This window comes from Cupriavidus necator A5-1 (assembly GCF_000744095.1).
Lineage (GTDB): Bacteria > Pseudomonadota > Gammaproteobacteria > Burkholderiales > Burkholderiaceae > Cupriavidus > Cupriavidus necator_A.
Window position 1 is genome coordinate 2,566,560 of the sequence record NZ_JQLI01000008.1, and the last position, 25,609, is coordinate 2,592,168.

21 protein-coding genes are annotated in these 25,609 nt (G+C 67.3%); 15 read left to right on the plus strand and 6 right to left on the minus strand.

Annotated features, from left to right (window positions below):
* Positions 1-165 precede the first annotated feature (165 nt).
* The 5 genes from K307_RS35850 to K307_RS35870 all read left to right on the plus strand — a co-directional run bounded on the left by K307_RS35850 (position 166) and on the right by K307_RS35870 (position 4,975).
* Complete coding sequence (locus K307_RS35850; RefSeq protein WP_042885821.1) at positions 166-1,344, plus strand: thiolase family protein; 1,179 nt, start codon at positions 166-168, stop codon at positions 1,342-1,344.
* 89 nt (positions 1,345-1,433) lie between these two features.
* Positions 1,434-2,198: an SDR family NAD(P)-dependent oxidoreductase gene (locus tag K307_RS35855; RefSeq protein ID WP_042885822.1), complete on the plus strand. Its 765-nt coding sequence runs from the start codon at positions 1,434-1,436 to the stop codon at positions 2,196-2,198.
* Between the two features lie 45 nt (positions 2,199-2,243).
* The gene (locus K307_RS35860) at positions 2,244-3,008 is read left to right on the plus strand and encodes a crotonase/enoyl-CoA hydratase family protein (RefSeq protein ID WP_042885823.1); all 765 of its coding nucleotides are present in this window, start codon (positions 2,244-2,246) and stop codon (positions 3,006-3,008) included.
* 390 nt (positions 3,009-3,398) lie between these two features.
* A complete protein-coding gene (locus tag K307_RS35865) occupies positions 3,399-4,568 on the plus strand; it encodes an MFS transporter (protein ID WP_230626388.1) in 1,170 nt (389 codons plus the stop codon).
* Between the two features lie 74 nt (positions 4,569-4,642).
* Positions 4,643-4,975, plus strand: a complete 333-nt coding sequence (locus K307_RS35870) for a YnfA family protein (RefSeq protein WP_042885824.1) — start codon at positions 4,643-4,645, stop codon at positions 4,973-4,975.
* 13 nt (positions 4,976-4,988) lie between these two features.
* Here K307_RS35870 and K307_RS35875 read toward each other — a convergent pair whose 3' ends face one another.
* Positions 4,989-6,122, minus strand: coding sequence for a BamA/TamA family outer membrane protein (locus K307_RS35875; RefSeq protein ID WP_051975319.1), 1,134 nt, complete (start codon positions 6,120-6,122; stop codon positions 4,989-4,991).
* A 527-nt stretch (positions 6,123-6,649) separates the two neighbouring features.
* Entirely contained in the window at positions 6,650-7,630 is a 981-nt protein-coding gene (locus K307_RS35880) for an SDR family oxidoreductase (RefSeq protein WP_042885825.1), read from the minus strand.
* A gap of 203 nt (positions 7,631-7,833) precedes the next feature.
* On the opposite strand from K307_RS35880, the gene K307_RS35885 reads away from it, so the two are divergent.
* Both K307_RS35885 and purT read left to right on the plus strand, forming a co-directional pair.
* Positions 7,834-8,322 (plus strand): hypothetical protein, encoded by a 489-nt coding sequence (locus tag K307_RS35885; RefSeq protein ID WP_042885827.1) that lies wholly within the window; start codon positions 7,834-7,836, stop codon positions 8,320-8,322.
* A gap of 85 nt (positions 8,323-8,407) precedes the next feature.
* Positions 8,408-9,613, plus strand: a complete 1,206-nt coding sequence (gene purT, locus K307_RS35890; protein ID WP_080745347.1) for a formate-dependent phosphoribosylglycinamide formyltransferase — start codon at positions 8,408-8,410, stop codon at positions 9,611-9,613.
* A gap of 15 nt (positions 9,614-9,628) precedes the next feature.
* Here the strand turns inward: purT and K307_RS35895 are convergent, their stop codons facing one another.
* Positions 9,629-10,957 (minus strand): mechanosensitive ion channel family protein, encoded by a 1,329-nt coding sequence (locus tag K307_RS35895; RefSeq protein WP_042885829.1) that lies wholly within the window; start codon positions 10,955-10,957, stop codon positions 9,629-9,631.
* Between the two features lie 124 nt (positions 10,958-11,081).
* On the minus strand, positions 11,082-11,399 hold the full coding sequence (locus K307_RS35900) for a DMT family transporter (protein ID WP_042885830.1): 318 nt from the start codon (positions 11,397-11,399) through the stop codon (positions 11,082-11,084).
* 120 nt (positions 11,400-11,519) lie between these two features.
* Between K307_RS35900 and K307_RS35905 the strand changes: the two genes are divergently transcribed.
* Complete coding sequence (locus K307_RS35905; protein ID WP_042885831.1) at positions 11,520-12,437, plus strand: LysR family transcriptional regulator; 918 nt, start codon at positions 11,520-11,522, stop codon at positions 12,435-12,437.
* A gap of 3 nt (positions 12,438-12,440) precedes the next feature.
* Here the strand turns inward: K307_RS35905 and K307_RS35910 are convergent, their stop codons facing one another.
* Positions 12,441-13,658, minus strand: coding sequence for an HD-GYP domain-containing protein (locus K307_RS35910; protein WP_042885832.1), 1,218 nt, complete (start codon positions 13,656-13,658; stop codon positions 12,441-12,443).
* 231 nt (positions 13,659-13,889) lie between these two features.
* Here K307_RS35910 and K307_RS35915 point away from each other — a divergent pair, with 231 nt between their 5' ends.
* Both K307_RS35915 and K307_RS35920 read left to right on the plus strand, forming a co-directional pair.
* Positions 13,890-14,183, plus strand: a complete 294-nt coding sequence (locus K307_RS35915; RefSeq protein ID WP_022535251.1) for a putative quinol monooxygenase — start codon at positions 13,890-13,892, stop codon at positions 14,181-14,183.
* A gap of 140 nt (positions 14,184-14,323) precedes the next feature.
* On the plus strand, positions 14,324-15,325 hold the full coding sequence (locus K307_RS35920) for a cysteine synthase A (protein ID WP_042885833.1): 1,002 nt from the start codon (positions 14,324-14,326) through the stop codon (positions 15,323-15,325).
* A 55-nt stretch (positions 15,326-15,380) separates the two neighbouring features.
* On the opposite strand, the gene prpR is transcribed toward K307_RS35920, so the two are convergent.
* Positions 15,381-17,357 carry a propionate catabolism operon regulatory protein PrpR gene (prpR, locus tag K307_RS35925; RefSeq protein WP_080745348.1) on the minus strand — a complete coding sequence of 659 codons (1,977 nt, stop codon included), beginning with the start codon at positions 17,355-17,357 and terminating at the stop codon, positions 15,381-15,383.
* A 283-nt stretch (positions 17,358-17,640) separates the two neighbouring features.
* On the opposite strand from prpR, the gene prpB reads away from it, so the two are divergent.
* From prpB to K307_RS35950, 5 genes are all read left to right on the plus strand, one after another.
* Positions 17,641-18,549 carry a methylisocitrate lyase gene (gene prpB, locus K307_RS35930; RefSeq protein ID WP_042885834.1) on the plus strand — a complete coding sequence of 303 codons (909 nt, stop codon included), beginning with the start codon at positions 17,641-17,643 and terminating at the stop codon, positions 18,547-18,549.
* Between the two features lie 104 nt (positions 18,550-18,653).
* Positions 18,654-19,811, plus strand: a complete 1,158-nt coding sequence (prpC, locus tag K307_RS35935) for a bifunctional 2-methylcitrate synthase/citrate synthase (protein WP_042887851.1) — start codon at positions 18,654-18,656, stop codon at positions 19,809-19,811.
* A 122-nt stretch (positions 19,812-19,933) separates the two neighbouring features.
* A complete protein-coding gene (acnD, locus tag K307_RS35940) occupies positions 19,934-22,558 on the plus strand; it encodes a Fe/S-dependent 2-methylisocitrate dehydratase AcnD (protein ID WP_042885835.1) in 2,625 nt (874 codons plus the stop codon).
* A 227-nt stretch (positions 22,559-22,785) separates the two neighbouring features.
* Positions 22,786-23,976 carry a 2-methylaconitate cis-trans isomerase PrpF gene (gene prpF / locus K307_RS35945; protein ID WP_042885836.1) on the plus strand — a complete coding sequence of 397 codons (1,191 nt, stop codon included), beginning with the start codon at positions 22,786-22,788 and terminating at the stop codon, positions 23,974-23,976.
* 25 nt (positions 23,977-24,001) lie between these two features.
* The gene (locus tag K307_RS35950; protein ID WP_042885837.1) at positions 24,002-25,459 is read left to right on the plus strand and encodes a bifunctional 2-methylcitrate dehydratase/aconitate hydratase; all 1,458 of its coding nucleotides are present in this window, start codon (positions 24,002-24,004) and stop codon (positions 25,457-25,459) included.
* Positions 25,460-25,609 lie beyond the last annotated feature (150 nt).

Genomic DNA, 25,609 nt, shown 5'->3' on the forward strand with positions numbered 1-25,609 from the left:
TTGCCCTTCGTTTTTTCCGAAGTCAAACGGAGTATTTTGAGTTTACATGCTGCAATTTCGAGGCCAGAATCCCAATTCATCGTATTGGACGATCACTTTTCGGCACGGAAGTCTCAATATCCCAGCCACGACTCGCAACGCTCAGCTTTCTTCAGGAGACACCTCATGCAACAAGCCGTCATCGTCGACGCCCTCCGCAGCCCGATGGGCCGTTCCAAGCCGGGATCGGCCTTTACCGAACTGCATGCCACCGAGCTGCTGGCGCAGGTGCTCAAGGGTCTGGTCGAGCGCAACAATCTGGATCCGGGCCTGGTCGACGACGTGATCACCGGCTGCGTCACCCAGGCCGGCGAACAGTCCGCTGGCCCGGGCCGGGTGGCCTGGCTGGCGGCCGGCTTTCCCGACCACGTGCCCGCCACCACCATCGACCGCAAGTGCGGCTCCAGCCAGCAGGCGGTGCACTTCGCCGCGCAGGGCATCATGGCGGGCGCCTATGACATCGTCATTGCCTGCGGCATCGAGTCGATGAGCCGCGTGCCGATGGGCTCGGCACGCATCGGCCAAAACCCCTACGGGCCGTCGATGGAGGCACGCTACGCGCCCGGCCTGGTGTCGCAGGGCGTGGCGGCCGAACTGGTGGCGGCCAAGTACGAACTGTCGCGCCAGCAGATGGACAGCTATTCGGCGCGCTCGCACGAGCTGGCTGCCGCCGCGCGTGAAAGCGGCGCCTTCCGCCGCGAGATCCTGCCCATCAGCACGCCCAACGGGCTGATCGACCAGGATGAGACTATCCGCCCCGGCACTTCGGTGGAGAAGCTCGGCACGCTGCAGGCCTCGTTCCGCAGCGAGGAACTGGGCGCGCGCTTCCCGCAGATCGGCTGGAACGTGACCGCCGGCAATGCCTCGCAGATCAGTGACGGCGCCGCGGCCATGCTGCTGATGAGCGAATCCGCGGCGCAGCGTCTGGGCCTGAAGCCGCGCGCGCGCTTTGTCGCATTCGACGTCTGCGGCGACGATCCGGTGATGATGCTGACCGCACCGATCCCTGCCAGCCAGCGCGCGATCAAAAAGAGCGGGCTGAAGCTCGACCAGATCGACCACTACGAGATCAACGAGGCCTTTGCCTGCGTGCCGCTGGCCTGGCAGCGCGCGCTCGGCGCCGACCCCGCGCGCCTGAATCCGCGCGGCGGCGCGATCGCGCTGGGGCATCCGCTGGGCGCCTCGGGCGTGCGGCTGATGACCACCATGCTGCATGCGCTGGAAGACAGCGGCCAGCGCTACGGCCTGCAGTCGATGTGCGAAGCCGGCGGCATGGCCAACGCCACCATCATCGAGCGCCTGTAATTCCGGCGCCATCGTCCTTGCCCGGTCCCCCACCCGAGCGCGTGGGACCACACCCCTCTCAGCAAAGCATCCGTTCAAGGAGACACACCATGAAACTCGAAAACATGTCCGCCGTCGTGACCGGCGGCGCTTCCGGCCTGGGCCTGGCCTGCACGCGGCGCCTGGTGGAACGCGGCGTCGGCGTGGTCATCGCCGACCTGAATGAAGAGCGTGGCAACGCGGTGGTGGACGAGTTCGGTGGCAAGGTCCGCTTCGTCAAGGCCGACGTCTGCGACACCGACCAGATGAACGCGGTCTACGACGCCGCCGAAGCCATCGCCCCGCTGCGCGCGCTGATCCACTGCGCCGGCCTGGGCGCGCCGGTGCGCGTGGTCGAGAAGGACGGCCAGCCGGGCTCGCTGGAAAAGTATGAATCGGTGGTGCGCATCAACCTGATCGGCACCTTCAACGCGCTGCGCCTGGGTGCCGCGCGCATGGCGAAGAACGAACTGGTGGACGGCGAACGCGGCGCGTGCGTGCTGACCGCGTCGGTAGCCGCCTATGAAGGCCAGATCGGCCAGATCCCTTACAGCTCGGCCAAGGCCGGCATCGTCGGCATGACGCTGGTAGCCGCGCGCGACCTGGCGCAGCGCGCGATCCGCGTGTGCACCATCGCTCCGGGGCTGTTCGACACGCCGCTGCTGGCCAGGCTGCCGGAGAACGTGCGCGCCTCGCTCGGCGCCATGGTGCCGCATCCGCCGCGGCTGGGCGCGCCGGATGAGTACGCCTCGACCGCGCTGCACATCCTGGAGAACCCGATGCTCAATGGCGAGACCATCCGCCTGGACGGCGCCATCCGCATGGCGCCGCGCTGAGCCGGCACGCGCATTGATCTCGCATCTGCATACAAGGAACGAAGAATGAGCGACACGCTGCAACTGGAAACCCGTGGCAATACGCTGCTGATCACGATGAACCGGCCCCAGGCGCGCAACGCCATGGACTTCGAGACCGCGACCGCGCTGGCGGCCGCGATCGACCAGCTGGAAAGCCGTGACGACCTGAGCGTGGCCATCCTGACCGGCGCGGGCGGCACCTTCTGCTCCGGCATGGACCTGAAAGGCTTTCTCGAAGGCAAGCGCCCCAGCCTGCCTGGCCGCGGCTTCGGCGGGCTGACCGAGAAGCCGCCGCGCAAGGTGCTGATCGCGGCGGTGGAAGGCTATGCGCTGGCGGGCGGCTTCGAGCTGGCGCTGGCGTGCGACCTGATCGTGTCGTCGAAGGCGGCCAAGTTTGGCCTGCCTGAAGTCAAGCGCGGGCTGGTGGCCGGCGCCGGCGGCCTGATGCGCCTGCCGCGCCGCGTGCCGTACCACATCGCCATGGAATACGCGCTGACCGGCAATATGCTGGGCGCCGAGCAGGCCCACGCCTACGGCCTGATCAACCGCCTGACTGAGCCGGGCCAGGCGCTGGCAGGTGCACTGGCACTGGCCGACGAGATCGGCGCCAACGGCCCGCTGGCGGTCGCGGTGAGCAAGCAGATCGTGGCCGAGTCCGCCGATTGGAGCGCCGAGGAAATGTTCGAGCGCCAGCGCCCGCTGCTGGCACCGGTGTTCACCTCGGCCGATGCCCGCGAAGGCGCGGCCGCGTTCGCCGAGAAGCGCAAGCCGGTGTGGACGGGCAAGTGATGCGGCTGTATAGCATCGCTTGACGGAAGGCGCGGAGGTAGCGCCCTCCTCCACAGACGGTCGGCCGCAAGCCGGCCGTTTGCACTGGATCCGGCCCACGGCCCGCCCGCCGGGGCCTGGCCTGGCGCTGCACGCCCGCGGCTTCAGCAAAGCGGAAGGCCGCCCCGCGCAAAGCCAAATTGACACGGCGCGGGCCGCGGCATACCCTCGCCCTACTCTTCGGTATATTCAGCAATCGCTTAATACGACGCGAGTGACCGGGGGCTCACAAGAAGAACAACAACGATAACAATGACAACCCCGAGACGAAGCATCTTGTCCTCCTCCATCCCAGCCTCCCGCCTCGACAGCCTGCGCCCGGCCCTGCCCATCCTGCTCGGCGCCTCCGTGATGCTCAGCCTGGCCATGGGCCTGCGCCAGAGCCTGGGCATCTTCATGCCGCCCCTGACGCGCGACCTCGGCATTTCGGTCTCGGATTTCACCGTGGCCATTGCCGTGCAGAACCTGGCCTGGGGACTGCTGCAGCCGCTGGCCGGGGCATGGGCCACGCGCATCGGCTTCCGGCCGCTGATGCTGGCGGGCTCGATGCTGTATGTGACCGGGCTGGTGCTGCTGGCGACCGCGCACGGCATGGTCGGCGTGACGCTGGGCGCGGGCGTGGCGATCGGCGCGTCGATGGCCTGCACCGGCAGCGCGCTGGCGATGGCGGTGGCGGCACGGCCAGTGCCGGCGGCGCTGCGCAGCACGGTGCTGGGCCTGGTGTCCGGGGCCGGATCGCTGGGGGCGCTGCTGGCGGCGCCGATCGGGCAGATGGTGACGCAGTCGTATGGATGGCGCGCCGGGTTGGCGGCATTCGTGCTGCTGGCGCTGGTGATGCTGCCCGCGGCGTGGTTTGCCGGGCGCGTGGACCGGCTGCCGCTGCACGTATCCACCGGCGTGGGCCAGGACAACGCGCGCCAGGCGCTGGGCACCGCGCTGCGGCATGCGCCGTTCGTGGTGATGGCGCTGGCGTATTTCGTCTGCGGCATGCAGTTGGTGTTCCTGACCACGCATCTGCCGTCGTATCTCGATATCTGCGGCATGGACCCGATGCTCAGTGCCAAGGCGCTGGGCGTGATCGGCGGCTTCAACGTGCTGGGCAGCATTTTCTTCGGCTGGGCCGGCGGGCGCTTCAACAAGCTGATGTTGCTGGGCGGCATCTATACCATCCGCTCGCTGGCGCTGACGTGGTACTTCTCGTCGGCGCCCACGCCGGAAAGCACGTTGATGTTCGCCGCGGTGATGGGCTTCCTGTGGCTGGGCGTGGCGCCGCTGGTATCGGGGTGGATCGCCGAGACCTTCGGCCTGCGCTGGCAGGCCATGCTCGGCGGCGTGGCGTTCTTCAGCCATCAGATCGGCAGCTTTATCGGCGCCTTTGGTGGCGGGCTGGTCTATGACGCGCTCGGCTCGTACACGGTGGCATGGCAGGCCGGCGTGGCGCTGGGGCTGGCGGCGGGGCTGGCGCAGATCGCCTTTGCCGTGGCCACGCAGCGGCGCCCGCCGCTGATGGCTACGTCCTGAACGCGGCACGCCGTGTCAGAATCGGGGGGGGGTTCCGGCACGGGAGCCCCTTTTTCATTCACCCCCATCACGACTTGGAACTGCTTCGCATCGCCCTGCTTTTTGCCATGACGGCCGTTGCCGAGATCGTCGGCTGCTACCTGCCCTGGCTGGTCCTGCGGCAAGGCAAGAGCCTGTGGCTGCTGGTGCCGGCGGCGCTGTCGCTGGGGCTGTTTGCATGGCTGTTGACGCTGCATCCGGCCGCGGCGGGCCGCACCTATGCCGCCTACGGCGGCATGTACATCGCGGTGGCCCTGCTGTGGCTGCGCTTTGTCGACGGCATGGCGCTGACGCGCTGGGACGTGGCCGGCGCCGCCATCGCGCTGGCCGGCATGGCGGTGATCGCGCTGCAGCCGGCCGGCCGTTGATCGCGGCCAGCGGTCAGTGCCAGGCGCTGCCAACCTGCATGTAGAACGCGTTCTGGCCCTTGCTGTGGGCAACATCCACCCCGATCGCCACGCCCAGCTTGCGCGCGATCATGTAGCGAAAGCCCGCGCCTACGCTGTAGATCGTGGCCGCATCCGAGAAATCATGCCAGCGTCCGTACGCCTTGCCGGTGCCGGTAAAGCCCAGCAGCGACCAGCGCGGCGTCACGTCCCAGCGCAGCTCGACTTCGGCCATCACCGCGTTGCGGTCCTGGTAGCGCCCCTTCTGCACGCCGCGCAGGTCGACGTACGGCTGCGCGTAGAACGGCACGTCGCCGCTGGAAAACCTGGTATCGGCACGCAGGCCCAGGATCAGCGTGCGCGCCACCGGCAGCCACGTGTAGCCGCGCGCGTTGTACATATTGAACGATTGCGTGCTGCCTAAGCCGGCGCGCGCGAACTGCGCCTCCAGCTCGGCATAGATGCCGCGGCTGGGATAAAAGATGTTGTCGCGCGAATCGTAGTCGACCACCAGCCCGCCCTTGCCGATGCGCTGGCTTTGGTCGAAGCTGCCCAGCTCGCCGGCACCGCCCGCTTTGAAGGTGGCCGTTGAATCGAAATAGACGTAGCGCGGCCCGACGTACCAGCGCGTATCGCCCAGCCGCACCAGAAACTGCTGCACCAGGAAGACGCCCTGCAGCTGATAGGCTCGCGGCTGGTTCAGCAGCCCGTAGTAGTCCAACTGCGCATCGACCTTGGCGATGGCGCCAAGGTAGCGGTAGCGGTCGCCGTCCCAGGTATGGAAGTGCGCCAGCCCGGCGGCCCAGGTGCCGTTTTCCGTGTAGGCGCCGCCGATCGCGGTGATATTTGGCGGCGCCGGACCCTTGCCGCTGGCCCGCGCGCTGGCCGCGGCTTCGGACACCGGCTCCGAGAAGAACAGCAGCCCGAGCCCGGCCCCGTAGCCGACCGCGGGCTCGGTGATGACGGTCGGCACCGGCAGTGCGCCCTTGTGGTGGAGCAGAAAGTCGCTCATGTCGAGCTTGCCGTCCTCCGGGTCGGAGAACGACAGCTTCTTTTCGCTTGGCGCGGGTTGCGTGGCGGGCGCTGCGGCGCCTTCCGCCTGCGCGAAGGCAGCCGCGCTGCAGGCCATGCCGATCGCGCCAAGCCAGCCGGCCAGCGTCCTGCTGCTGGGCCGACGCTCTACGGCCGGTTCGCGCGTTATCCTCACTTGACTAAAGTCAGGTTGAGCCCGGCGAACACAGGCTGGCCGCACAGGGCCGCCGAAACACTGGCCAGTTTCACGATTCTCACAAAACCTTGATGGTTCCGTCGCCGGGCGCGGGAGCAGCCGACCGACTCTGGTCCCGAATTTAGCGGCAGCAGATCTGGTTGCGTCGACCCTGCGCCATGAAGATTTTCGAGGGCCGAGTTAAGCCCCTTGCACAAAAGCGCTCCGGCGACGGCCCGAGCGTGGCCTGGCACCCGAATGAGGGATGCCCGCCTGCCGGGCGGCGCCTAGCATGAATAACGAGTGGTCCTTGGATCCTCAGGCCTTTTCCCGCCCGCGCTCGCGCGGGCGTTTTCTTTTTGCCGGTTCGCTATGGCGAAGCGCGCCGCAGCATTGACCGGAGGGCGGTAAGAAACTCCCGGCTTTGTAAATCTGGCGGCGCGTGCAGGTCAGTGCTCACCCTTGCGCCAGTGCCACAGCGCCAGCCCGGCCAGCGCGCCCGCCAGCAGCGCGCCGGCGATACACCACTGGCGCGTGTGTCGCGGCGATCCCCATTCTCCGCCGATGGACATGTGCCCCAGCGAGGCATGGAACAGATTGCCGTCCGATACCGGCGTATCGTGCGCGCCGCTGAAATGCCGGTGCGCCACACGGCCGGAAGCGCGCTGCACCAGGCCCGGCGCCACCAGGTTGGCCGCACGCGCCAGCCTGGCTACCATTCCCACGGTCATGGAATGCGAGCCGGGGGCCGCCACCGCGCGCAGTACCGCCCGCGCCACCGAGTTGGCATCGACCAGCGGTCGCGGCGGGCGCAGCGCCTTGCCGGTGTAGTTGGCGCTGTGGCGCATGCCCGGCGTGTCGGCGGTGGACGGGAAGATGTCGCAGATGCGGATCTGCGGCCATTCCACCAGCTCGGCGCGCAAGGCCTCCGAGAAGCCGCGCAGCCCGAACTTGCTTGCGGTATACGACACGCCATACGGCGATGGCGCCCATGCGCCCAGCGACACGATATTCACCAGCACGCCCTTGCCGGCCGCCTTGAAGAACGGCAGCACCGCATGCGCGCCATGCAGGTAGCCGAGCAGGTTGATGCGCACCACCTGTTCGTGCGCAGCCACGGGGGTTTCCTCGAACAGGCCGACCGCGCCGACGCCGGCATTGTTGACCCAGACATCGATGCCGCCATCGCCGAACTCCGCCGCGCGCTCGGCCAAGCGGTGCATGGCCGCCGGCTGCGTGACATCACCGGGGACCGCCAGCGCTTTCGCGCCCAGTTCGCGGCAGGCCGCGGCGGCGCGCGCCAGCGGCGCTTCCCCGCGGGCGCACAGGACCACGCGGGCATGGGCTTTGGCAAAGGCGAGCGCAGTGGCCAGGCCGATGCCGCTGGAAGCGCCGGTGATGACAACGGTGAGCGGTCGGGTCGGGGGCATGGCGGGCCTCTCACGGAAGTGGAACAGAGGTGGGATGCAGGTCGAAGGTATCGCGGGCTGCGCAGCATGTTCCGTTCCAGCGCTGCGGCGCTGGAACACAACTTGCCTGTTGCTATGCAATATCGCGCAAGCCCCGACGCCCTTGGCGCCAGCGGTGCGCGCTTCGACCCTGCAACCAAGCTTAGACCCAAGGAGGCCCCGCCATGACCTCGACCGAACAGGAAATCCTGGTCTGCGGCCCGGAAGACGGCCGCTGGCATCTGGAGATGCGCGTCGGCAAGGGCGCGCCAGAGCGGCTGACCGGCGATTTCGATTCGCCCGAGATGGCGATCGCCGGCGCGCACCAGGTCTATCCGTCCATCCCCGTGCGCATTGCCGATATCTCCGGTGCGCCTGCGCCGTCGGCGCGCACGCGCCCGGACTCGCTGACCGACTACCACTACGGCGGCCACAGCGTGACGCAGGACGAGAAACTGGCCGGGCGCGTCCATCCCTCCAGCGAGACGTCGCACCCGCCCCCGGGCCCCCATCCGTACCAGCCGACGGACCTGGGCAACCTGCCGCCCGGCACGCCCCGCCACGGCATGTACGGGGTCGCCTCCACCCCTGAAGAGGCCCAGGCCGCGGACGAGAAGGACACCGCGGCGCGGCGCGCCACGCCCGCCGCCCCCGACACGACCGGCAAGCGCTGATCCGGGCACCCTCCCCGGGGGCGCCACCGGCGGCGGGCAACACGTACAATCTCGGTTTTCCTTACCGCCCCATCGCCCCGCCGCCATGACCACCCTCGGAACCCCGCTCTCTCCCTCCGCCACCAAAGTGATGCTGCTCGGCTCCGGCGAGCTGGGCAAGGAAGTGCTGATCGCATTGCAGCGCCTGGGCGTGGAAACCATCGCCGTCGACCGCTATGACAACGCGCCCGGCCAGCAGGTGGCCCACCACGCGCGCACCATCGCCATGAGCGACCCCGATCAGCTCAAAGCGCTGATCGAGGCCGAGAAGCCCCACCTGGTCGTGCCCGAGATCGAGGCCATCGCCACACCCATGCTGGAGACGCTGGAAGCCGCCGGCACCGTTCGCGTGATCCCCACCGCCCGCGCCGCGCGCCTGACCATGGACCGCGAAGGCATCCGCCGCCTGGCCGCGGAATCGCTCGGCCTGCCGACCAGCCCGTACAAGTTCTGCGACTCGCTGGACGAACTGCAGGCCGCCATCGACGGCGGTATCGGCTATCCGTGCGTGGTCAAGCCGGTGATGAGCAGCTCCGGCAAAGGCCAGAGCAAGATCGACGGCCCCGACGGCGTCAAGGGCGCGTGGGACTACGCCATGGCCGGCGGCCGCGTCAGCCACGGCCGCGTGATCGTGGAAGGCTTCATAGATTTCGACTACGAGATCACGCTGCTGACCGTACGCGCTTGCGGTGCCAGCGGCCAGGTAGAAACCCAGTTCTGCGCGCCGATCGGCCACGTGCAGGTCAGCGGCGACTATGTCGAGAGCTGGCAGCCGCAGCCGATGCACCCAGCCGCGCTGGAAACGGCCCAGCGCATCGCGCAGGCGGTCACGTCAGACCTGGGCGGCATGGGCCTGTTCGGCGTGGAGCTGTTCGTCAAGGGAGAGCAGGTCTGGTTCAGCGAAGTCAGCCCGCGCCCGCACGACACCGGCATGGTGACCATGGCCACGCAGTGGCAGAACGAGTTCGAGCTGCACGCGCGCGCCATCCTGGGCCTGCCGGTCGACACCACGCTGCGCAGCCCCGGCGCCAGCGCCGTGATCTACGGCGGCGTGGATGCGCAGGGCGTGGTCTTCGACGGCGTGGACCAGGCGTTGAACGTGCCGCAGACCGAGGTGCGCCTGTTCGGCAAGCCGGAGAGTTTCATCAAGCGGCGCATGGGCGTGGCGCTGGCATATGCGGACGATGTCGATACCGCCCGCACCCGCGCCAAAGAAGCCGCCAGCCGCGTGCGCCCGCGCGCGGTCGGCTGAGCGGTTGGCTGCAGGTCAGACGGGATGGCTGCCCGCCCTGGGCTGACCCGGCGCATGCTGCACGGCGGTCTGCGCCGCAGCCACCTGTGCCGCGGCCAGCACCGGCGCCACGCGTGCGCCGGTCAGGTCAGCGCCTGACGGCGCCTGGTACAGCCGCAGCCCCAGCTCCGGCAGGATCGCCAGCAGGTGATCGAACACATCGCCCTGGATGCGTTCATAGTCCATCCACGCGGTGAGCGCGGTAAAGCAGTAGATCTCCACCGGGATGCCCTGCGAATCGGGCTCCATCATGCGCACGTTCAGCAGCAGGTCGTGGTGGATCTCCGGATGCGCCTTCAAGTAGGCAATGCCGTAGGCGCGGAAGGTGCCGATATTGGTCAGCCGGCGCCGGTTGACCGGGTCGCTGCCCGCGGCGATCAGCAGGCGGTTGGCCTCGTCGACCTCGGCCTGCTTTTCCTCCAGGTAGTCGTGCAGCAGCCGGAAGCGCATCAGCGCGTGCACCTCGTGGTCCTCCAGGAAACGCACGCTGCCCGCGTCCAGCCTCAGCGTGCGCTTGATGCGCCGGGCACCGGACTCGAACATCTGCCGGTAGTTGCGGTAGCTCTCGGAGAACAGCTTGTAGGTCGGCACCGTGGTCACGGTGTTGTCCCAGTTCTGCACCTTGACCGTATGCAGCGCGATGTCTTTCACATAGCCGTCGGCATTGCACTGGGGCATCTCGATCCAGTCGCCGATGCGCAACATGTCGTTGGAAGTCAGCTGCGTGCTCGCCACCAGCGACAGCAGCGTGTCCTTGAACACCAGCAGCAGCACCGCCGACAGCGCACCCAGGCCTGACAGCATCCATAGCGGCGAGCGGTTGATCAGGATCGACAGCACCAGCACCGCGCACACCAGCCCCAGGCCCAGCCGGCCCACCTGGATATAGCCCTTGATCGAGCGCGTCTGCGCCTCCCGGGTGTTGGCGTAGACATCCTGCCACGCCCCCAGCATCCCGCTCAGCATCAGGAAGAAGCTGATCCACAGGCCGGCGTGCGCCAGGCGCTCGATCACCACCGCATAGCGGCCCATGTTCGGCACTTCGCCGATGCCGATGGTAATGACCGCGAACCCCACCGCGTAGCCAAAGCGCCGGTTGGCGCGATGGTGCGTCAGCGCCTTGGCCCAGGGCGCCTTGCCCCATACCGCCAGCATGTGATGCCCCACGCGCGATATAACATGGCCGAACAGCCATTGCGCCAGCACTGCAATCAGCACCAGTACCAGCAGGGATACCGCAAGCTGCGCCCACGGATAGGCGGGAATACGTTGCTGGAACAACTCCAGCAGGGCATCGAAATTCATAAGGGGGCGTCGGAGGCCGGTCAACCGGCCGGATAGCAAAGTGTAAGTGTACAAAACGTGTCCGACACACCGCGAATCTGTGTAGTTGCCTGGCCATTTTCCTACTTCGCCCCGCCCCGTTGGCTCACGCCGGCAGCAACTTCAGACCGCCTATCCCGATGAAGATCAGCGCGATCAGCAGAAGCCGCATCGGCGCAGCGCTCTCGCCCAGGAACAGGATGCCCACCACCGTCACCCCGATCGCCCCGATCCCCGTCCACACCGCGTAGGCCGTCCCCACCGGCAAGTGCCGCAGCGCCGCGCTGAGCAGGAAAATACTGGCCAGCGCCGCCCCGATCCCCAACGCCGTCGGGCCGGGCCGCGTCCACCCGTCGGTATGTTTAAGGGCCAGCGCCATCACGATCTCGATCAGGCCCGCCAGGCCCAGAAGCATCCACGCCATCGTCATTTCCTTTCGTCCGGTTCGCCGCCCGCCGCAACTATTGCCGGGGCTGCCCTGGGCACTGTAGGCTGTGCGGATCGGCACGCAAACTGGCGGTTTTTGCAAAGGAGTTATGCAAACATGCAGGAAGCAGACTGGGACGACCTCAAGTATTTCCTCGCCGTTAGCCAGTCCGGCTCCCTCGCCGGGGCGGCGCGGGCGCTGCATGTCAATCATTCCACCGTGCTGCGCCGCCTGGCGCGGCTGGAAGAGGTCCTCGGGACCCTGCTGTTCGAGCGCCATCCCACCGGCTATGCGATGACTGCAGCCGGCGAAGCGCTGGCACATCGGCTTGCGGGAGTCGGCGAACAGATCGATGCTGCGCAAAGGCAGTTGTCGGGGCTTGATAGCCAGTTGAGCGGGCCGTTGCGGGTGACGACCACTGACACGTTGCTGAGTGGGTTGCTGATGCCGCTGTTTGCCGAGTTTCGGGCCATGCATCCGCGGATCCAGTTGCAGATCGTGGTTAATAACAGTTTCTTGAGCCTGAGCCGGCGGGAAGCGGATGTGGCGATACGGCCGGCGAATGCGGTGCCGGAGTATCTGGTTGGCAGGCAGGTTGGTTTGCTCCAGACCGCGCCATACGCTTCGCGTGAATACCTGAAGCAAACGCAGCAGAAGCCGGCGCGAGGGGGAACGGTAGCGTCGGACTGGGGACGCTACGACTGGGTAGTGCCAGACGATGCGCTGGCACACCTGGCGCAGGCACGCTGGACCATGGAACACGTGCCGGAATCGCGCCGCCTGGTCAGCGCCGACAGCCTCGTGGCAATGGCCCAGGCGGTACGGCATGGTATGGGAGCGGGCATGCTGCTATGCCTGCTGGCCGAGGGCGATCCGCAGCTGGTCCGGCTTGCCTCGCCGGAGCCGGCACTCGACACGGCCCTATGGATACTGACCCACCCGGACTTGCGCCACAGCGTCCGGGTGCGGGCCTTCAACGACTTCCTCTACGAAAGACTGGGCGCCTCGCCGTGGCTGCAGCGACGAGAACGCTAAACGCTATGACAGCGTGGTGTACATCGCCATCAACTGCTCATCCGAATACCCCCACTCCGCCGCATTCTCAAACGCCACTACCGTCTCATCGCTGTGGCGCAGGTCGATCAGTTCCGTAGGCACCGGCCTGGACTGCGACACCGAATAAAACGCCATCACCCGCGGCCGCAACGGGTCCGCCTCGTTCTGCGCGCACACCACGGCCAGACGGTTGGAGCGCAGCCGCAGCACGGTACCAAGCGGATAGATGCCAACAGTGCGGCCAAAGGCCTTGAATACGCGCCGGTCGAACAGCGTGTCGACGCGCACGGCCATGTATTCCATCGCGCGGGCCGGCGACCACTCCTTGTGGCCCGGGCGCGCGGAGGTCAGCGAGTCGTAGGCGTCGCAGATCGCCGCGATCTTGGCGTGCACGCTGAGCTCGCGCCCGACCAGCCCGAAGGGATAGCCACGGCCATCAACGCGCTCGTGGTGGTGGACGCAGACATCCAGCGGGATGTTGGAGTACAGGCGCGCCTCGTTCAGGATGCGGTAGCCAGCCGACGGATGGCGGCGGTAGGCTTCTTCTTCCTCGGGAGTGCGCGCGGTGGCCTTGAGCAGCACGGCTTCGGGCAGCGTCAGCTTGCCGATGTCGTGCACCAGCCCGGCCAGGCCGAGTTCGCGCACTTCTTCGTCCGGCAGGCCGAGCGTGCGGCCGACGGCGATCATCAGCGCGCAGACGGCAAAGGCGTGCAGGTAGTTGTAGTCGTCGCGGGCCTTGAGCCGCGCCAGTGCCAGCAGTGCCTGCCCGTGGCGGGACAGTGAGCGCGACGCGGAATCGACCAGCAGCAGCGCGCCGTCGACCTCCAGCGCCCGGCCCATGCGCACAGCGGCGAACATCGAGCCGACCACGCTCTTGCCGGATTGCAGCAGCTCGCGCGCGCGGACGATTTCCCCTTCCAGCGACGCGGCGGGCTGTGGCGGGGTTGCGGGCAAGGGCTCGGGCGTGGTGTCCCCCACCGGCGCAACCGGCGCGTCGGCCGCTTCGGGCGGCGGCAGGTTGCGGCCCTTCAGGATATCGATCCAGACTTCCTGGACGCCGGCGGACTGGATCTGCCGGATCTGGTCGTCATGGCTGACCAGGAATTTTGCCCGCCAGAACGGATGGCTGATCCACGGGCCGCCGAGCCTGGCGACAAACATTCCCACCTGCAATTGTTCCGACCGGATGCGCCTGAGCATACGAGACCCCCTCGAACATTGGTTTTCTTCTTGTCGATGCGGATAACGGCAGCCCCGGGCGCTCCTTGAGCCCCCTCTTTCGGGGGGAGAGAACTGTGCCGCGGGGCCTTGTCAAGCGGCGCACGAATGTCCGGTCGGCGCCCTCGGGCATTGCCGGCGCCCGGATTGCCCGCGCTACAATGGCTGGCCCAGTGCTCACCAGACGCCCCAGCCAGTCGCCCCCGTTCACCCATGTCCGGAACGTACACGCTAGTCGGCATCGCCCGCGCCAAGTCCCATCGCCGTGAGGCGCTGGTGTCCCAGCTCACCTCGCTGCGCTCGCGCGGGCTGACCGAGCCCGGCTGCCTGGACTACCACGTCGGGCAGGACGCCGAGGACGCGCAGGTCTTCGTGATCTACATGGTCTGGGACTCCAAGCGCGCGCTCGAATCGCACCTGAACCGGCCGTATATGCGCGACTTCCACGCCTCGCGCCGGGATTTCGTCGAGGGCGACTTCAGTTTCCGCTGGCTCAACGCCGCCTGACGGCAACCCCGCCCCTTCCCCAGGCGCCATTCGCGCCACCCCGGCTGGCCCAGATATCGCTTCCCCGGCCGCTTGTCATTCCCGCCGCCCCGGTCTATCACACAGATTGACGCCCGGAAGGGCCCCGGCGGGAGTGCATCATGGAAGTCAGGGATGGATTTGCCGGCACCATCGGCCACACGCCGCTGATCCGGCTGGCCGGGGTGAGCGAGGAAACCGGCTGCGACATCTACGGCAAGGCGGAATTCCTGAACCCCGGCGGCTCGGTCAAGGACCGCGCGGCGCTGTATATCATCCGCGATGCCGAGCGGCGCGGACTGCTGAAGCCAGGCGGCACGGTGATCGAAGGCACCGCCGGCAACACCGGCATCGGCCTGGCCCACCTGTGCGCGGCGCGCGGCTACCGTTGCATCGTGGTGATCCCCGACACCCAGTCGCCCGAGAAAATGGAGCGGCTGCGCATGCTGGGCGCCGAGGTCCGCCCGGTCCCGGCCAAGCCCTATGCCGACCCCGGCAACTACCAGAAGATCGCCGGCCGGCTGGCGGAGGAGACCGACAACGCGATCTGGGCCAACCAGTTCGACAACCTCGCCAACCGCCAGGCCCACTACGAAACCACCGGCCCCGAGATCTGGCACGCCACCGCCGGGCGCATCGACGCCTTTACCTGTTCCACCGGCACCGGCGGCTCGCTCGCCGGCATCGCCCGTTGCCTGAAGGAACACAAGCCGGGCGTGCGCATCGTGCTGGCCGATCCGCACGGCAGCGCCCTCTATAACTTCGTCAAGCACCGCGAGCTCAAGGCCGAAGGCAGCTCGATCACCGAAGGCATCGGCACCAGCCGCGTCACCGCCAACCTGCAGGACACGCCCATCGACGATGCGGTGCGGATCGACGACCAGACCTGCGTGGACATGGTCTATCGGATGCTGCGCGAGGAAGGCTTGTTCCTGGGCGGGTCGTCGGGAATCAACGTCGGCGCCGCGGTGGCGCTGGCGCGCCAGATGGGGCCCGGGCATACCATCGTCACGCTGTTGTGCGACCGGGGCGACTTGTATATGGCCCGGTTGTTCAACGAAGCCTGGCTGGCCAGCAAGGGGTTGCAGCCGATCCCGTTCCGGCGCGTCGGTCCTGTGGCGTAGCCGTGCCAGGCGGCCCTGAGCGGCCCTACGCGGCCCTACGCGGCCCTACGCGGCCCTACGCGGCCTTAAGCCGCCGCCACAGCGTGGTCGGGCTGATGCCGAGGATATGGCAGGCGGCGGTGCGGTCGCCGCCGCACTCGGCCAGCACGCGACGGATATGCTCGACCTCGCTGGATTGCTTGACGCCGGCCAGCAAGCGGCCCGGGGTACGGGCTGGCCCAGTTCGGGCGGCGGGCCCGGCTGGCGCAGCCGGTATCTCCTGCCCGCCATCCCCGCCGAACAGCTCCGGCGCCGCAGCCTGCAGTTCACGCAGCAGCGCATCGGCTTCCAGCTTGCGCCCGGCCACCAGCACGGCAATCCGTTCGGTCACGTTCTCCAGCTCGCGGATATTGCCGGGCCAGCCGTAGCGCGCCAGCCGGGCGCGGGCCGCGGCGGGCAGGCGCTGGGGACGCTCCATGCCCAAACGGTCCTGTGCGCGCCGGTATAGCAGTTCGGCCAGCTCGGGCAGGTCTTCGGTGCGCTCGCGCAGCGGCGGCATCTCGATGCGCAGGATATTGAGGCGGTAGTAGAGGTCCTGGCGGAAGGTACCGTCGCGCACCAGCGCCACCAGGTCGCGGTGGGTGGCGGCGATCACGCGTACGTTGACCGGCACCGCATCGAGGCCGCCGATCGGCAGGACCTGCTTTTCCTGCAGCACGCGCAACAGGCGCGTCTGCAGTGCGGGCGGCATGTCGCCCACTTCATCGAGGAACAGCGTGCCGTTGTGGGCCGACTCGAACAGGCCGGCCTTGCCGCCTCGGCGCGCGCCGGTGAAGGCGCCCTCCTCGTAGCCGAACAGTTCGCTTTCCAGCAGCGCTTCCGGGAAGGCCGCGCAATTGACGGCGACGAACGGGAAGGCGCGGCGCGGGCTGGCATCGTGCATGCCCTGCGCCAGCACCTCCTTGCCGGTGCCACTCTCGCCGCCGATCAGCACGGTCGAGTCCACCGCGGCATAGCGCCGCGCCAGCTCGCGCAACTCGGTCATGGCGGCGGAGGTGCCGGCCAGGTCGTCCAGGCTGTAGCGCACGCCCGCCGGCCGCGCGCGGCTGCGCGAGCGCAGGTTGCGGTCCACGCGCTGGATCGCGCTGGCGTCCTGGATGGTCAGCACCGCGCCGGTGGTGCCCGCCTCGCTCACGATGGGGATGCGGTTGACCACTACCATCTTGTCGCCGAGCTTGTGGATCGCTTCCAGCTCCTTGTCGCCGCTCTGCATCACGCCGTCGAGCGCCAGGCTGGGGGCCAGCGTCTGCAGCTTGCGGCCCACCGCGGCGGCGGCCGAGGTGCCGAGGAAGCGCTCCATCGCCGGGTTGAACGACTGGATCCGCCCTTCCGCGTCGACCGCCGCCACGCCCTCGTTCAGGTGCGCCAGGATGGTGTTGACGTAGTCGCGCCGGGTGGCCTCGATGCGACGCAGGCGCGCGGCCTCGATCGCGTCCTCCAGCGCCATCCGCACCGAGTTGCCGGAGTACAGGAACACGCCGGTGAGGCCGTACCGATCCGCCAGGTCGGTCACCAGGCCGGGGCCGACCACGACCTGGATGCCCTCCTGCTTCAGCGCCTTGACGCGCGCCACCGCGTCATCCTCGGTCAGGTACGTATAGGCCGGGATCGACAGCGAGAACGCGCGCACGAACTCGTCGACCTCCGCGTACGTCGAGGCATGCGTCACCAGCGCGACCCTCGGCGAGATGCGCCGCGCGGTGGCCAGCGCACTCATCACGTCGAAGCCGGTCACCTTGACCAGTACCACCGGCACGTCCACGTGCTGGCGCAGGTAGGCGCCGTTGGAGCCGCCCGCCACCACCACGTCCAGGCGCCCTTCGCGGGCCTCGCGCGCTACCGCGCTGGCCGCAGCCTCGTAGCCTTTGCCGACGATGCGGAATTCCGCGCGGGCGGCATAGGACGGGATCAGGTCGGCAAAGGCGCGCGCCAGGCGGCTGATGCCGATGGCCCAGATGCGCGGGCGGGCGGGTGTGGAAGCGGGAGGGTTCATGGTGCGATGCGGCGTGTGAAGCGTGATGAAACGCGTGGCGAACAGGCGTACAGTGCTGGCACATTGTCCGCCACGCCGGGCCGGATTTCAACTTTGAAATCCACAATTGCGGCCGTGAAATGCAAATGTGGTGAAATCATGGCATGCGACACTGTGGCCAGTTCGGCATCCTGCCCGCCAGCCCAGTACTGGCAAGGGCTGGAGAGATTTCATGGCAGCCGGCGGAAAGGCTGGCACACCCCTTGCACTATTGGCTCGTCCTGTTCACCCAACGCATACGCCAATGACCTATTCCGCTTCCGACCTCGCGCGCTCCGCTGGCGCCCGTTTCCGCCAGGCGCTTGCCGACGAGCATCCGCTGCAGGTGGTCGGCACCATCAACGCCAACCACGCCCTGCTGGCCAAGCGCGCCGGCTACCGTGCCATCTACCTGTCGGGTGGCGGCGTCGCCGCCGGCTCGCTGGGCCTGCCCGACCTGGGCATCTCCAACCTGGACGACGTGCTGACCGACATCCGCCGCATCACCGACGTGTGCGACACGCCGCTGCTGGTGGACGTGGATACCGGCTTCGGCGCCTCGGCTTTCAACGTGGCCCGCACTACCAAGTCGCTGATCAAGTTCGGCGCTGCGGCCATGCATATCGAGGACCAGGTCGGCGCCAAGCGCTGCGGCCACCGTCCCAACAAGGAAATCGTCACGCAGGGTGAAATGGTCGACCGCATCAAGGCCGCCGTCGACGCCCGCACCGACGAGAACTTCGTCATCATGGCCCGCACCGACGCGCTGGCCGTGGAAGGCCTGGACAAGGCCATCGAGCGCGCCGTGGCGTGCGTGGAAGCCGGCGCCGACGCCATCTTCCCGGAAGCCATGACCGACCTCGGCATGTACCGCAAGTTTGTCGACGCCGTGAAGGTGCCGGTGCTGGCCAACATCACCGAGTTCGGCGCCACCCCGCTGTTCACCACCGAAGAACTCGGCAGCGCCGGCGTGTCGATGGTCCTGTACCCGCTGTCGGCCTTCCGCGCCATGAACAAGGCGGCGGAAAATGTCTACGCGGCCATCCGCCGCGACGGCACGCAGAAAAACGTGGTCGATACCATGCAGACCCGCTCGGAGCTCTACGAGAGCATCGGCTACCATGATTTCGAGCAGAAGCTCGACGCCCTGTTCGCGCAAGGCAAGGGCAAGTAAGCAACGCAGGCAAGACACTCGCACGGCCGGGCATGCCCGGCCGTCTGGTCGAGAACGACCCACAACAGACAGGCAACACCAGGCATCACACCAAGGAGACCCAGATGTCCGAAGCGCAACCGCTCGCCACTCCCAAGCCCAAGAAATCCGTCGCGCTGTCCGGCGTCACCGCCGGCAACACCGCGCTGTGCACGGTCGGCCGCACCGGCAATGACCTGCATTACCGCGGCTACGACATCCTCGATATCGCCGACACCTGCGAGTTCGAGGAAATCGCCCACCTGCTGGTCCACGGCAAGCTGCCGACCAAGGCTGAACTGGCCGCCTACAAGGCCAAGCTGAAGTCGCTGCGCGGCCTGCCCGCCAACGTCAAGGCCGCGCTGGAATGGGTCCCCGCCAGCGCCCACCCGATGGACGTGATGCGCACCGGCGTGTCGGTGCTCGGCACCGTGCTGCCGGAGAAGGACGACCACAACACCCCGGGCGCGCGCGATATCGCCGACCGCCTGATGGCCAGCTTCGGCTCGATGCTGCTGTACTGGTACCACTACAGCCACAACGGCCGCCGCATCGAGGTGGAAACCGACGACGACTCCATCGGCGCCCACTTCCTGCACCTGCTGCACGGCGAGAAGCCGTCGGAGCTGTGGGAGCGCGCCATGCACACCTCGATGATCCTGTACGCGGAGCACGAGTTCAACGCCTCGACCTTCGCCGCGCGCGTGGTCGCCGGCACGGGCTCGGACATGTACTCGGCCATCTGCGGCGCAATCGGCGCGCTGCGCGGGCCCAAGCATGGCGGCGCCAACGAAGTGGCGTTCGAGATCCAGAAGCGCTACGACAACGCCGACGAGGCCCAGGCCGACATCACCCGCCGCGTCGAGAACAAGGAAGTCGTGATCGGCTTCGGCCACCCGGTGTACACCATCAGCGACCCGCGCAACCAGATAATCAAGGAAGTGGCGAAGAAGCTGTCGAAGGACGCCGGTTCGATGAAGATGTTCGACATCGCCGAACGCCTGGAAACGGTGATGGGGGACATCAAGAAGATGTTCCCGAACCTGGACTGGTTCAGTGCGGTGAGCTACCACATGATGGGCGTGCCGACGGCGATGTTCACGCCGCTGTTCGTGATCGCGCGCACCTCGGGCTGGGCCGCTCACATCATCGAGCAGCGCATCGACAACAAGATCATCCGCCCGAGCGCCAACTACACCGGCCCGGAAGACCTGAAGTTCGTGCCGATCAAGGATCGCAAGTAAGACCGGCTGCCGGTTTGCTCCGCGTCGGGTTGCACTGATCCGAGCCTGCGGGCAAGGGGGTAGTTGGTCGCTGACACCGGGCCACTACCCCTTTTTCATACCAATATTGATTTCCCTACACCATGAATTCTGCAAACCGCAAACCGCTACCGGGCACCAAGCTGGATTACTTCGACGCGCGCGCCGCGGTCGAGGCCATCCAGCCGGGTGCCTACGACAAGCTGCCGTACACGTCGCGCGTGCTGGCAGAAAACCTGGTGCGCCGCTGCGACCCGGCCACGCTGGCCGATTCGCTGAAGCAACTGATCGAGCGCAAGCGCGACCTCGACTTCCCGTGGTTCCCCGCACGCGTGGTGTGCCATGACATCCTGGGCCAGACCGCGCTGGTCGACCTGGCCGGCCTGCGCGACGCCATCGCCGACCAGGGCGGCGATCCCGCCAAGGTCAACCCGGTGGTGCCGGTACAGCTGATCGTCGACCACTCGCTGGCGGTGGAGTGCGGCGGCTTCGATCCCGATGCCTTCGCCAAGAACCGCGCCATCGAAGACCGCCGCAACGAAGATCGTTTCCATTTCATCGACTGGACCAAGAAGGCGTTCAAGAACGTCGATGTGATCCCGCCGGGCAACGGCATCATGCACCAGATCAACCTGGAGAAGATGTCGCCGGTGATCCACGCCGAAGTGAACGGTAACGGCCGCGGCGTGGCCTACCCCGATACCTGCGTCGGCACCGACAGCCACACCCCGCACGTGGATGCGCTGGGCGTGATCGCCATCGGCGTGGGCGGCCTGGAAGCCGAGAACGTGATGCTCGGCCGCGCCTCGTGGATGCGCCTGCCGGATATCGTCGGCGTCGAGTTGACCGGCAAGCGCCAGCCCGGCATCACCGCCACCGACATCGTGCTGGCCCTGACCGAATTCCTGCGCAAGGAAAAAGTGGTCGGCGCCTACCTGGAGTTCCGCGGCGAAGGCGCCTCGAGCCTGACGCTCGGCGACCGCGCCACCATCTCCAACATGGCCCCGGAATACGGTGCCACCGCGGCGATGTTCTTTATCGACGAGCAGACCATCGACTACCTGCGCCTGACCGGCCGCACCGACGAACAGCTCAAGCTGGTCGAGACGTATGCCAAGACCGCGGGCTTGTGGGCGGATTCGCTGAAGAACGCCGAGTACGAGCGCGTACTGAAGTTCGACCTGTCGAGCGTGGTACGCAATATGGCCGGCCCGTCGAACCCGCACAAGCGCCTGCCGACCTCCGCGCTGGCCGAGCGCGGCATCGCCGTGGACCTGGACAAGGCGCGCGCGCAGGAAGCCGAAGGCCTGATGCCGGATGGCGCGGTGATCATTGCCGCCATCACCAGCTGCACCAACACCAGCAACCCGCGCAACGTGATCGCCGCGGCCCTGCTGGCGCGCAACGCCAATGCGCGTGGGCTGACGCGCAAGCCGTGGGTCAAGTCGTCGCTGGCGCCGGGCTCCAAGGCGGTCGAGCTGTACCTGGAAGAGGCCAAGCTGCTGCCGGACCTGGAGAAGCTCGGCTTCGGCATCGTCGCCTTTGCCTGCACCACCTGCAACGGCATGTCGGGCGCGCTGGATCCCAAGATCCAGCAGGAAATCATCGACCGCGACCTGTACGCGACGGCTGTGCTGTCAGGCAACCGCAACTTCGACGGCCGCATCCACCCGTACGCCAAGCAGGCCTTCCTGGCCTCGCCGCCGCTGGTGGTCGCCTACGCCATCGCCGGCACCATCCGCTTCGACATCGAGAAGGACGTGCTGGGCACGGACCAGGACGGCAAACCGGTGTACCTGAAGGACATCTGGCCAACCGACGAAGAGATCGACGCGATCGTCAAGCAAAGCGTGAAGCCCGAGCAGTTCCGCAAGGTCTACGAACCGATGTTCGCCCTGACCGCGGAAACCGGCGAGAGCGCCGCGCCGCTGTACGACTGGCGCCCGCAGAGCACCTACATCCGCCGCCCGCCGTACTGGGAAGGCGCGCTGGCCGGCGAGCGCACGCTCCAGGGCCTGCGTCCGCTGGCGGTGCTGGGTGACAACATCACCACCGACCACTTGTCGCCGTCCAACGCGATCCTGCTGGACAGCGCTGCCGGTGAATACCTGGCCAAGATGGGCCTGCCGGAAGAGGATTTCAACTCGTACGCGACCCACCGCGGCGACCACCTGACCGCGCAGCGCGCGACCTTCGCCAACCCGACGCTGATCAATGAAATGGCCGTGATCGACGGCCAGGTCAAGAAGGGTTCGCTGGCCCGCATCGAGCCGGAAGGCAAGGTCGTGCGCATGTGGGAAGCGATCGAGACCTACATGGACCGCAAGCAGCCGCTGATCATCATCGCCGGCGCGGACTATGGCCAGGGCTCGTCGCGCGACTGGGCTGCCAAGGGCGTACGCCTGGCTGGCGTGGAAGTCATCGTCGCCGAGGGCTTCGAGCGCATCCACCGCACCAACCTGATCGGCATGGGCGTGCTGCCGCTGGAGTTCAAGCCGGGCGTGAACCGCCTGACGCTGGGGCTGGACGGCACCGAGACCTATGACGTGATCGGCGAGCGCCAGCCGCGTGCGACGCTGACGCTGGTGGTCCATCGCAAGAATGGCGAGCGCGTGGAAGTGCCGGTGACGTGCCGTCTCGACAGCGACGAGGAAGTGTCGATCTATGAGGCTGGCGGTGTGCTGCAGCGGTTTGCGCAGGACTTCCTGGAGTCGAGCAAGGCGGCGTAAGCGGAGACCGCTGGATTGCTCCCCTCTCCCGCTTGCGGGAGAGGGGCCGGGGGAGAGGGCCGGCGCTTGGCAAGCATGAGGCCGCTTCACTTCGTGGAGACGCCTGCCCTCTCCCCGCCCCTCTCCCAGAGGGAGAGGGGAGAAAACCACCGCCGCGCTTTGCTTCCCCCGCGATTGATTCCTAAGCTGTGACAAGGCCCCCTAGCCTAACCCGGACAAAGATTCCCATGGCCCACGTACCCCAGATCAAAATCCCCGCCACCTACATCCGCGGCGGTACCAGCAAAGGCGTGTTCTTCCGCCTGCAGGACCTGCCGGAAACCGCGCAGGTGCCCGGCCCGGCCCGCGACGCGCTGCTGATGCGCGTGATCGGCAGCCCCGACCCCTACGGCAAGCAGATCGACGGCATGGGCGGTGCCACCTCCAGCACCAGCAAGACCGTGATCGTGTCGAAGAGCACGCGTCCCGACCATGACGTCGACTACCTGTTCGGCCAGGTCTCGATCGACCAGTCTTTTGTCGACTGGAGCGGCAACTGCGGCAACCTGTCCGCCGCGGTGGGCCCGTTCGCCATCAGCGCCGGCCTGGTCGATGCCAGCCGCGTGCCGCAGAACGGCGTCGCCATCGTGCGCATCTGGCAGGCCAATATCGGCAAGACCATCATCGGCCACGTGCCCATCACCAACGGCGAAGTGCAGGAAACCGGTGATTTCGAGCTAGACGGCGTGACCTTCCCGGCCGCAGAAGTGCAACTCGAATTCATGGACCCGGCCGCCGAGGAAGAAGGCGCCGGCGGCGCGATGTTCCCCACTGGCAATGTGGTCGACGACCTGGAAGTGCCGGGCGTGGGCACGCTCAAGGCCACCATGATCAACGCCGGCATCCCGACCATCTTCGTCAATGCCGAGAGCATCGGCTACACCGGCACCGAACTGCAGGACGCCATCAACAGCGACACCAAGGCGCTGGCGATGTTCGAGACCATTCGTGCCTACGGCGCGCTGCGCATGGGCCTGATCAAGGACGTGGACGAGGCCGCCAAGCGCCAGCACACGCCCAAGGTGGCCTTTGTGGCCAAGCCGGTGGACTACGTCGCCTCCAGCGGCAAGAAAGTGGCCGCGGCCGATGTCGACCTGCTGGTGCGCGCGCTGTCGATGGGCAAGCTGCACCACGCCATGATGGGCACGGCAGCGGTGGCGATCGGCACCGCCGCGGCGATCCCCGGCACGCTGGTCAACCTGGCCGCCGGCGGTGGCGAGCGCAATGCGGTGCGTTTCGGGCATCCGTCCGGTACGCTGCGCGTGGGCGCCGAGGCGCAGCAGGTGGATGGCGAATGGGTCGTCAAGAAAGCCATCATGAGCCGCAGTGCGCGCGTGCTGATGGAGGGCTGGGTGCGTGTGCCCGGCGACGCGTTCTGATCTAAGCCACCTCCCGAGGCTGCTCATGTCTGCTACTGACACGCCGTCCGCCAAACGCCCCGATCCGGACCAGATACTGGTCGACATCGTCGACTATGTCACGCGCTACGAGATCAAGAGCGGCCTCGCCTACGATACCGCCCGCAACTGCCTGATCGACACGCTCGGTTGCGGGCTCGAGGCCCTGTCCTATCCGGCCTGCACCAAGCTGCTCGGCCCCATCGTCCCGGGCACGATCGTGCCCAACGGCGCGCGCGTGCCCGGCACCCAGTTCCAGCTCGACCCGGTCCAGGCCGCGTTCAATATCGGCACGATGATCCGCTGGCTGGATTTCAACGACACCTGGCTGGCGGCCGAATGGGGCCATCCCTCGGACAATCTCGGCGGCATCCTCGCTACCGCCGACTGGATCTCGCGCAACAACATCGCCGCCGGCCGCAAGCCATTGACGATGAAGGCAGTGCTGACGGCCATGATCAAGGCGCACGAGGTCCAGGGCTGTATCGCGCTGGAGAATTCGTTCAACAAGGTCGGGCTCGACCATGTGGTGCTGGTCAAGGTGGCCTCTACCGCCGTGGTCGCGCAGATGCTGGGACTGACGCGCGACGAGATCATCAACGCCGTATCGCTGGCATGGGTGGACGGGCAAAGCCTGCGCACCTATCGCCATGCGCCCAACACCGGCAGCCGCAAGAGCTGGGCCGCCGGCGACGCCACCAGCCGCGCGGTGCGCCTCGCGCTGATCGCGCGCACCGGCGAGATGGGCTACCCGTCCGTGCTGACGGCGAAGACCTGGGGCGTCTACGACGTGCTGTTCAAGGGACAGCCGTTCCGTTTCCAGCGGCCGTACGGGTCGTACGTGATGGAGAACATCCTGTTCAAGATCTCGTTCCCGGCCGAATTCCATGCGCAGACCGCGGTCGAGGCAGCGATGCGCCTGCACGGCACGCTGGCGCTGGCGGGTCGCAGTGCTGCCGATATTGCCGCGATCACCATCCGCACCCACGAAGCGTGCCTGCGCATCATCGACAAGAAAGGCCCGCTCAGTAATCCCGCCGACCGCGACCACTGCATCCAGTACATGGTGGCGGTGCCGCTGCTGCTCGGCCGGCTGACTGCCGCAGACTATGAAGACAACGTCGCGGCCGACCCGCGCATCGACGCGCTGCGCGACAAGATTGCCTGCGTCGAAGACTCCGCACTGACACGCGACTACCACGACCCGGACAAGCGCTCGATTGCCAACGGCCTGACCGTGACGCTGAACGACGGCACCGTGCTTGACGAGGTACTGGTCGAATATCCCCTCGGCCACAAGCGCCGCCGCGCCGAAGGCATCCCGCTGCTGGTGGAGAAATTCCGCACCAACCTGGCGCGGCGTTTCCCGCCCAAGCAGCAGGAGGCCATCCTTGCCGTGTCGCTCGACCAGGCCCGGCTGGAAGGGGTGGCGGTCAATGAGTACATCGATATGTATGCAATTTGAGTTATCACTTCGGCGACTTCATGCCGAATCGGCATAACCCATCCACCGAGCCTCCCGCGCCAAATTCTCCTCACGTATAGTCTCTGCCGCTGCTCGTCCGGGGCCCTGGAACACAGGCTCGTGGGCAAGCGGCTATGGACTGAACACAGA

Excerpts from the sequence above, each read along its gene's own strand:
- prpC (WP_042887851.1), top strand. The coding sequence starts at position 18,654 with ATGTCCGAAGCGCAACCGCTCGCCACTCCCAAGCCCAAGAAATCCGTC.
- prpB (WP_042885834.1), top strand. The coding sequence starts at position 17,641 with ATGACCTATTCCGCTTCCGACCTCGCGCGCTCCGCTGGCGCCCGTTTC.
- K307_RS35950 (WP_042885837.1), top strand. The coding sequence starts at position 24,002 with ATGTCTGCTACTGACACGCCGTCCGCCAAACGCCCCGATCCGGACCAG.
- K307_RS35865 (WP_230626388.1), top strand. The coding sequence starts at position 3,399 with ATGCTCAGCCTGGCCATGGGCCTGCGCCAGAGCCTGGGCATCTTCATG.
- K307_RS35895 (WP_042885829.1), bottom strand. The coding sequence starts at position 10,957 with ATGAATTTCGATGCCCTGCTGGAGTTGTTCCAGCAACGTATTCCCGCC.
- K307_RS35915 (WP_022535251.1), top strand. The coding sequence starts at position 13,890 with ATGTCCGGAACGTACACGCTAGTCGGCATCGCCCGCGCCAAGTCCCAT.
- prpF (WP_042885836.1), top strand. The coding sequence starts at position 22,786 with ATGGCCCACGTACCCCAGATCAAAATCCCCGCCACCTACATCCGCGGC.
- K307_RS35900 (WP_042885830.1), bottom strand. The coding sequence starts at position 11,399 with ATGGCGTGGATGCTTCTGGGCCTGGCGGGCCTGATCGAGATCGTGATG.
- K307_RS35920 (WP_042885833.1), top strand. The coding sequence starts at position 14,324 with ATGGAAGTCAGGGATGGATTTGCCGGCACCATCGGCCACACGCCGCTG.
- K307_RS35880 (WP_042885825.1), bottom strand. The coding sequence starts at position 7,630 with ATGCCCCCGACCCGACCGCTCACCGTTGTCATCACCGGCGCTTCCAGC.
- acnD (WP_042885835.1), top strand. The coding sequence starts at position 19,934 with ATGAATTCTGCAAACCGCAAACCGCTACCGGGCACCAAGCTGGATTAC.
- K307_RS35885 (WP_042885827.1), top strand. The coding sequence starts at position 7,834 with ATGACCTCGACCGAACAGGAAATCCTGGTCTGCGGCCCGGAAGACGGC.
- purT (WP_080745347.1), top strand. The coding sequence starts at position 8,408 with ATGACCACCCTCGGAACCCCGCTCTCTCCCTCCGCCACCAAAGTGATG.
- K307_RS35910 (WP_042885832.1), bottom strand. The coding sequence starts at position 13,658 with ATGCTCAGGCGCATCCGGTCGGAACAATTGCAGGTGGGAATGTTTGTC.
- prpR (WP_080745348.1), bottom strand. The coding sequence starts at position 17,357 with ATGAACCCTCCCGCTTCCACACCCGCCCGCCCGCGCATCTGGGCCATC.
- K307_RS35855 (WP_042885822.1), top strand. The coding sequence starts at position 1,434 with ATGAAACTCGAAAACATGTCCGCCGTCGTGACCGGCGGCGCTTCCGGC.
- K307_RS35905 (WP_042885831.1), top strand. The coding sequence starts at position 11,520 with ATGCAGGAAGCAGACTGGGACGACCTCAAGTATTTCCTCGCCGTTAGC.
- K307_RS35860 (WP_042885823.1), top strand. The coding sequence starts at position 2,244 with ATGAGCGACACGCTGCAACTGGAAACCCGTGGCAATACGCTGCTGATC.
- K307_RS35875 (WP_051975319.1), bottom strand. The coding sequence starts at position 6,122 with ATGGCCTGCAGCGCGGCTGCCTTCGCGCAGGCGGAAGGCGCCGCAGCG.
- K307_RS35850 (WP_042885821.1), top strand. The coding sequence starts at position 166 with ATGCAACAAGCCGTCATCGTCGACGCCCTCCGCAGCCCGATGGGCCGT.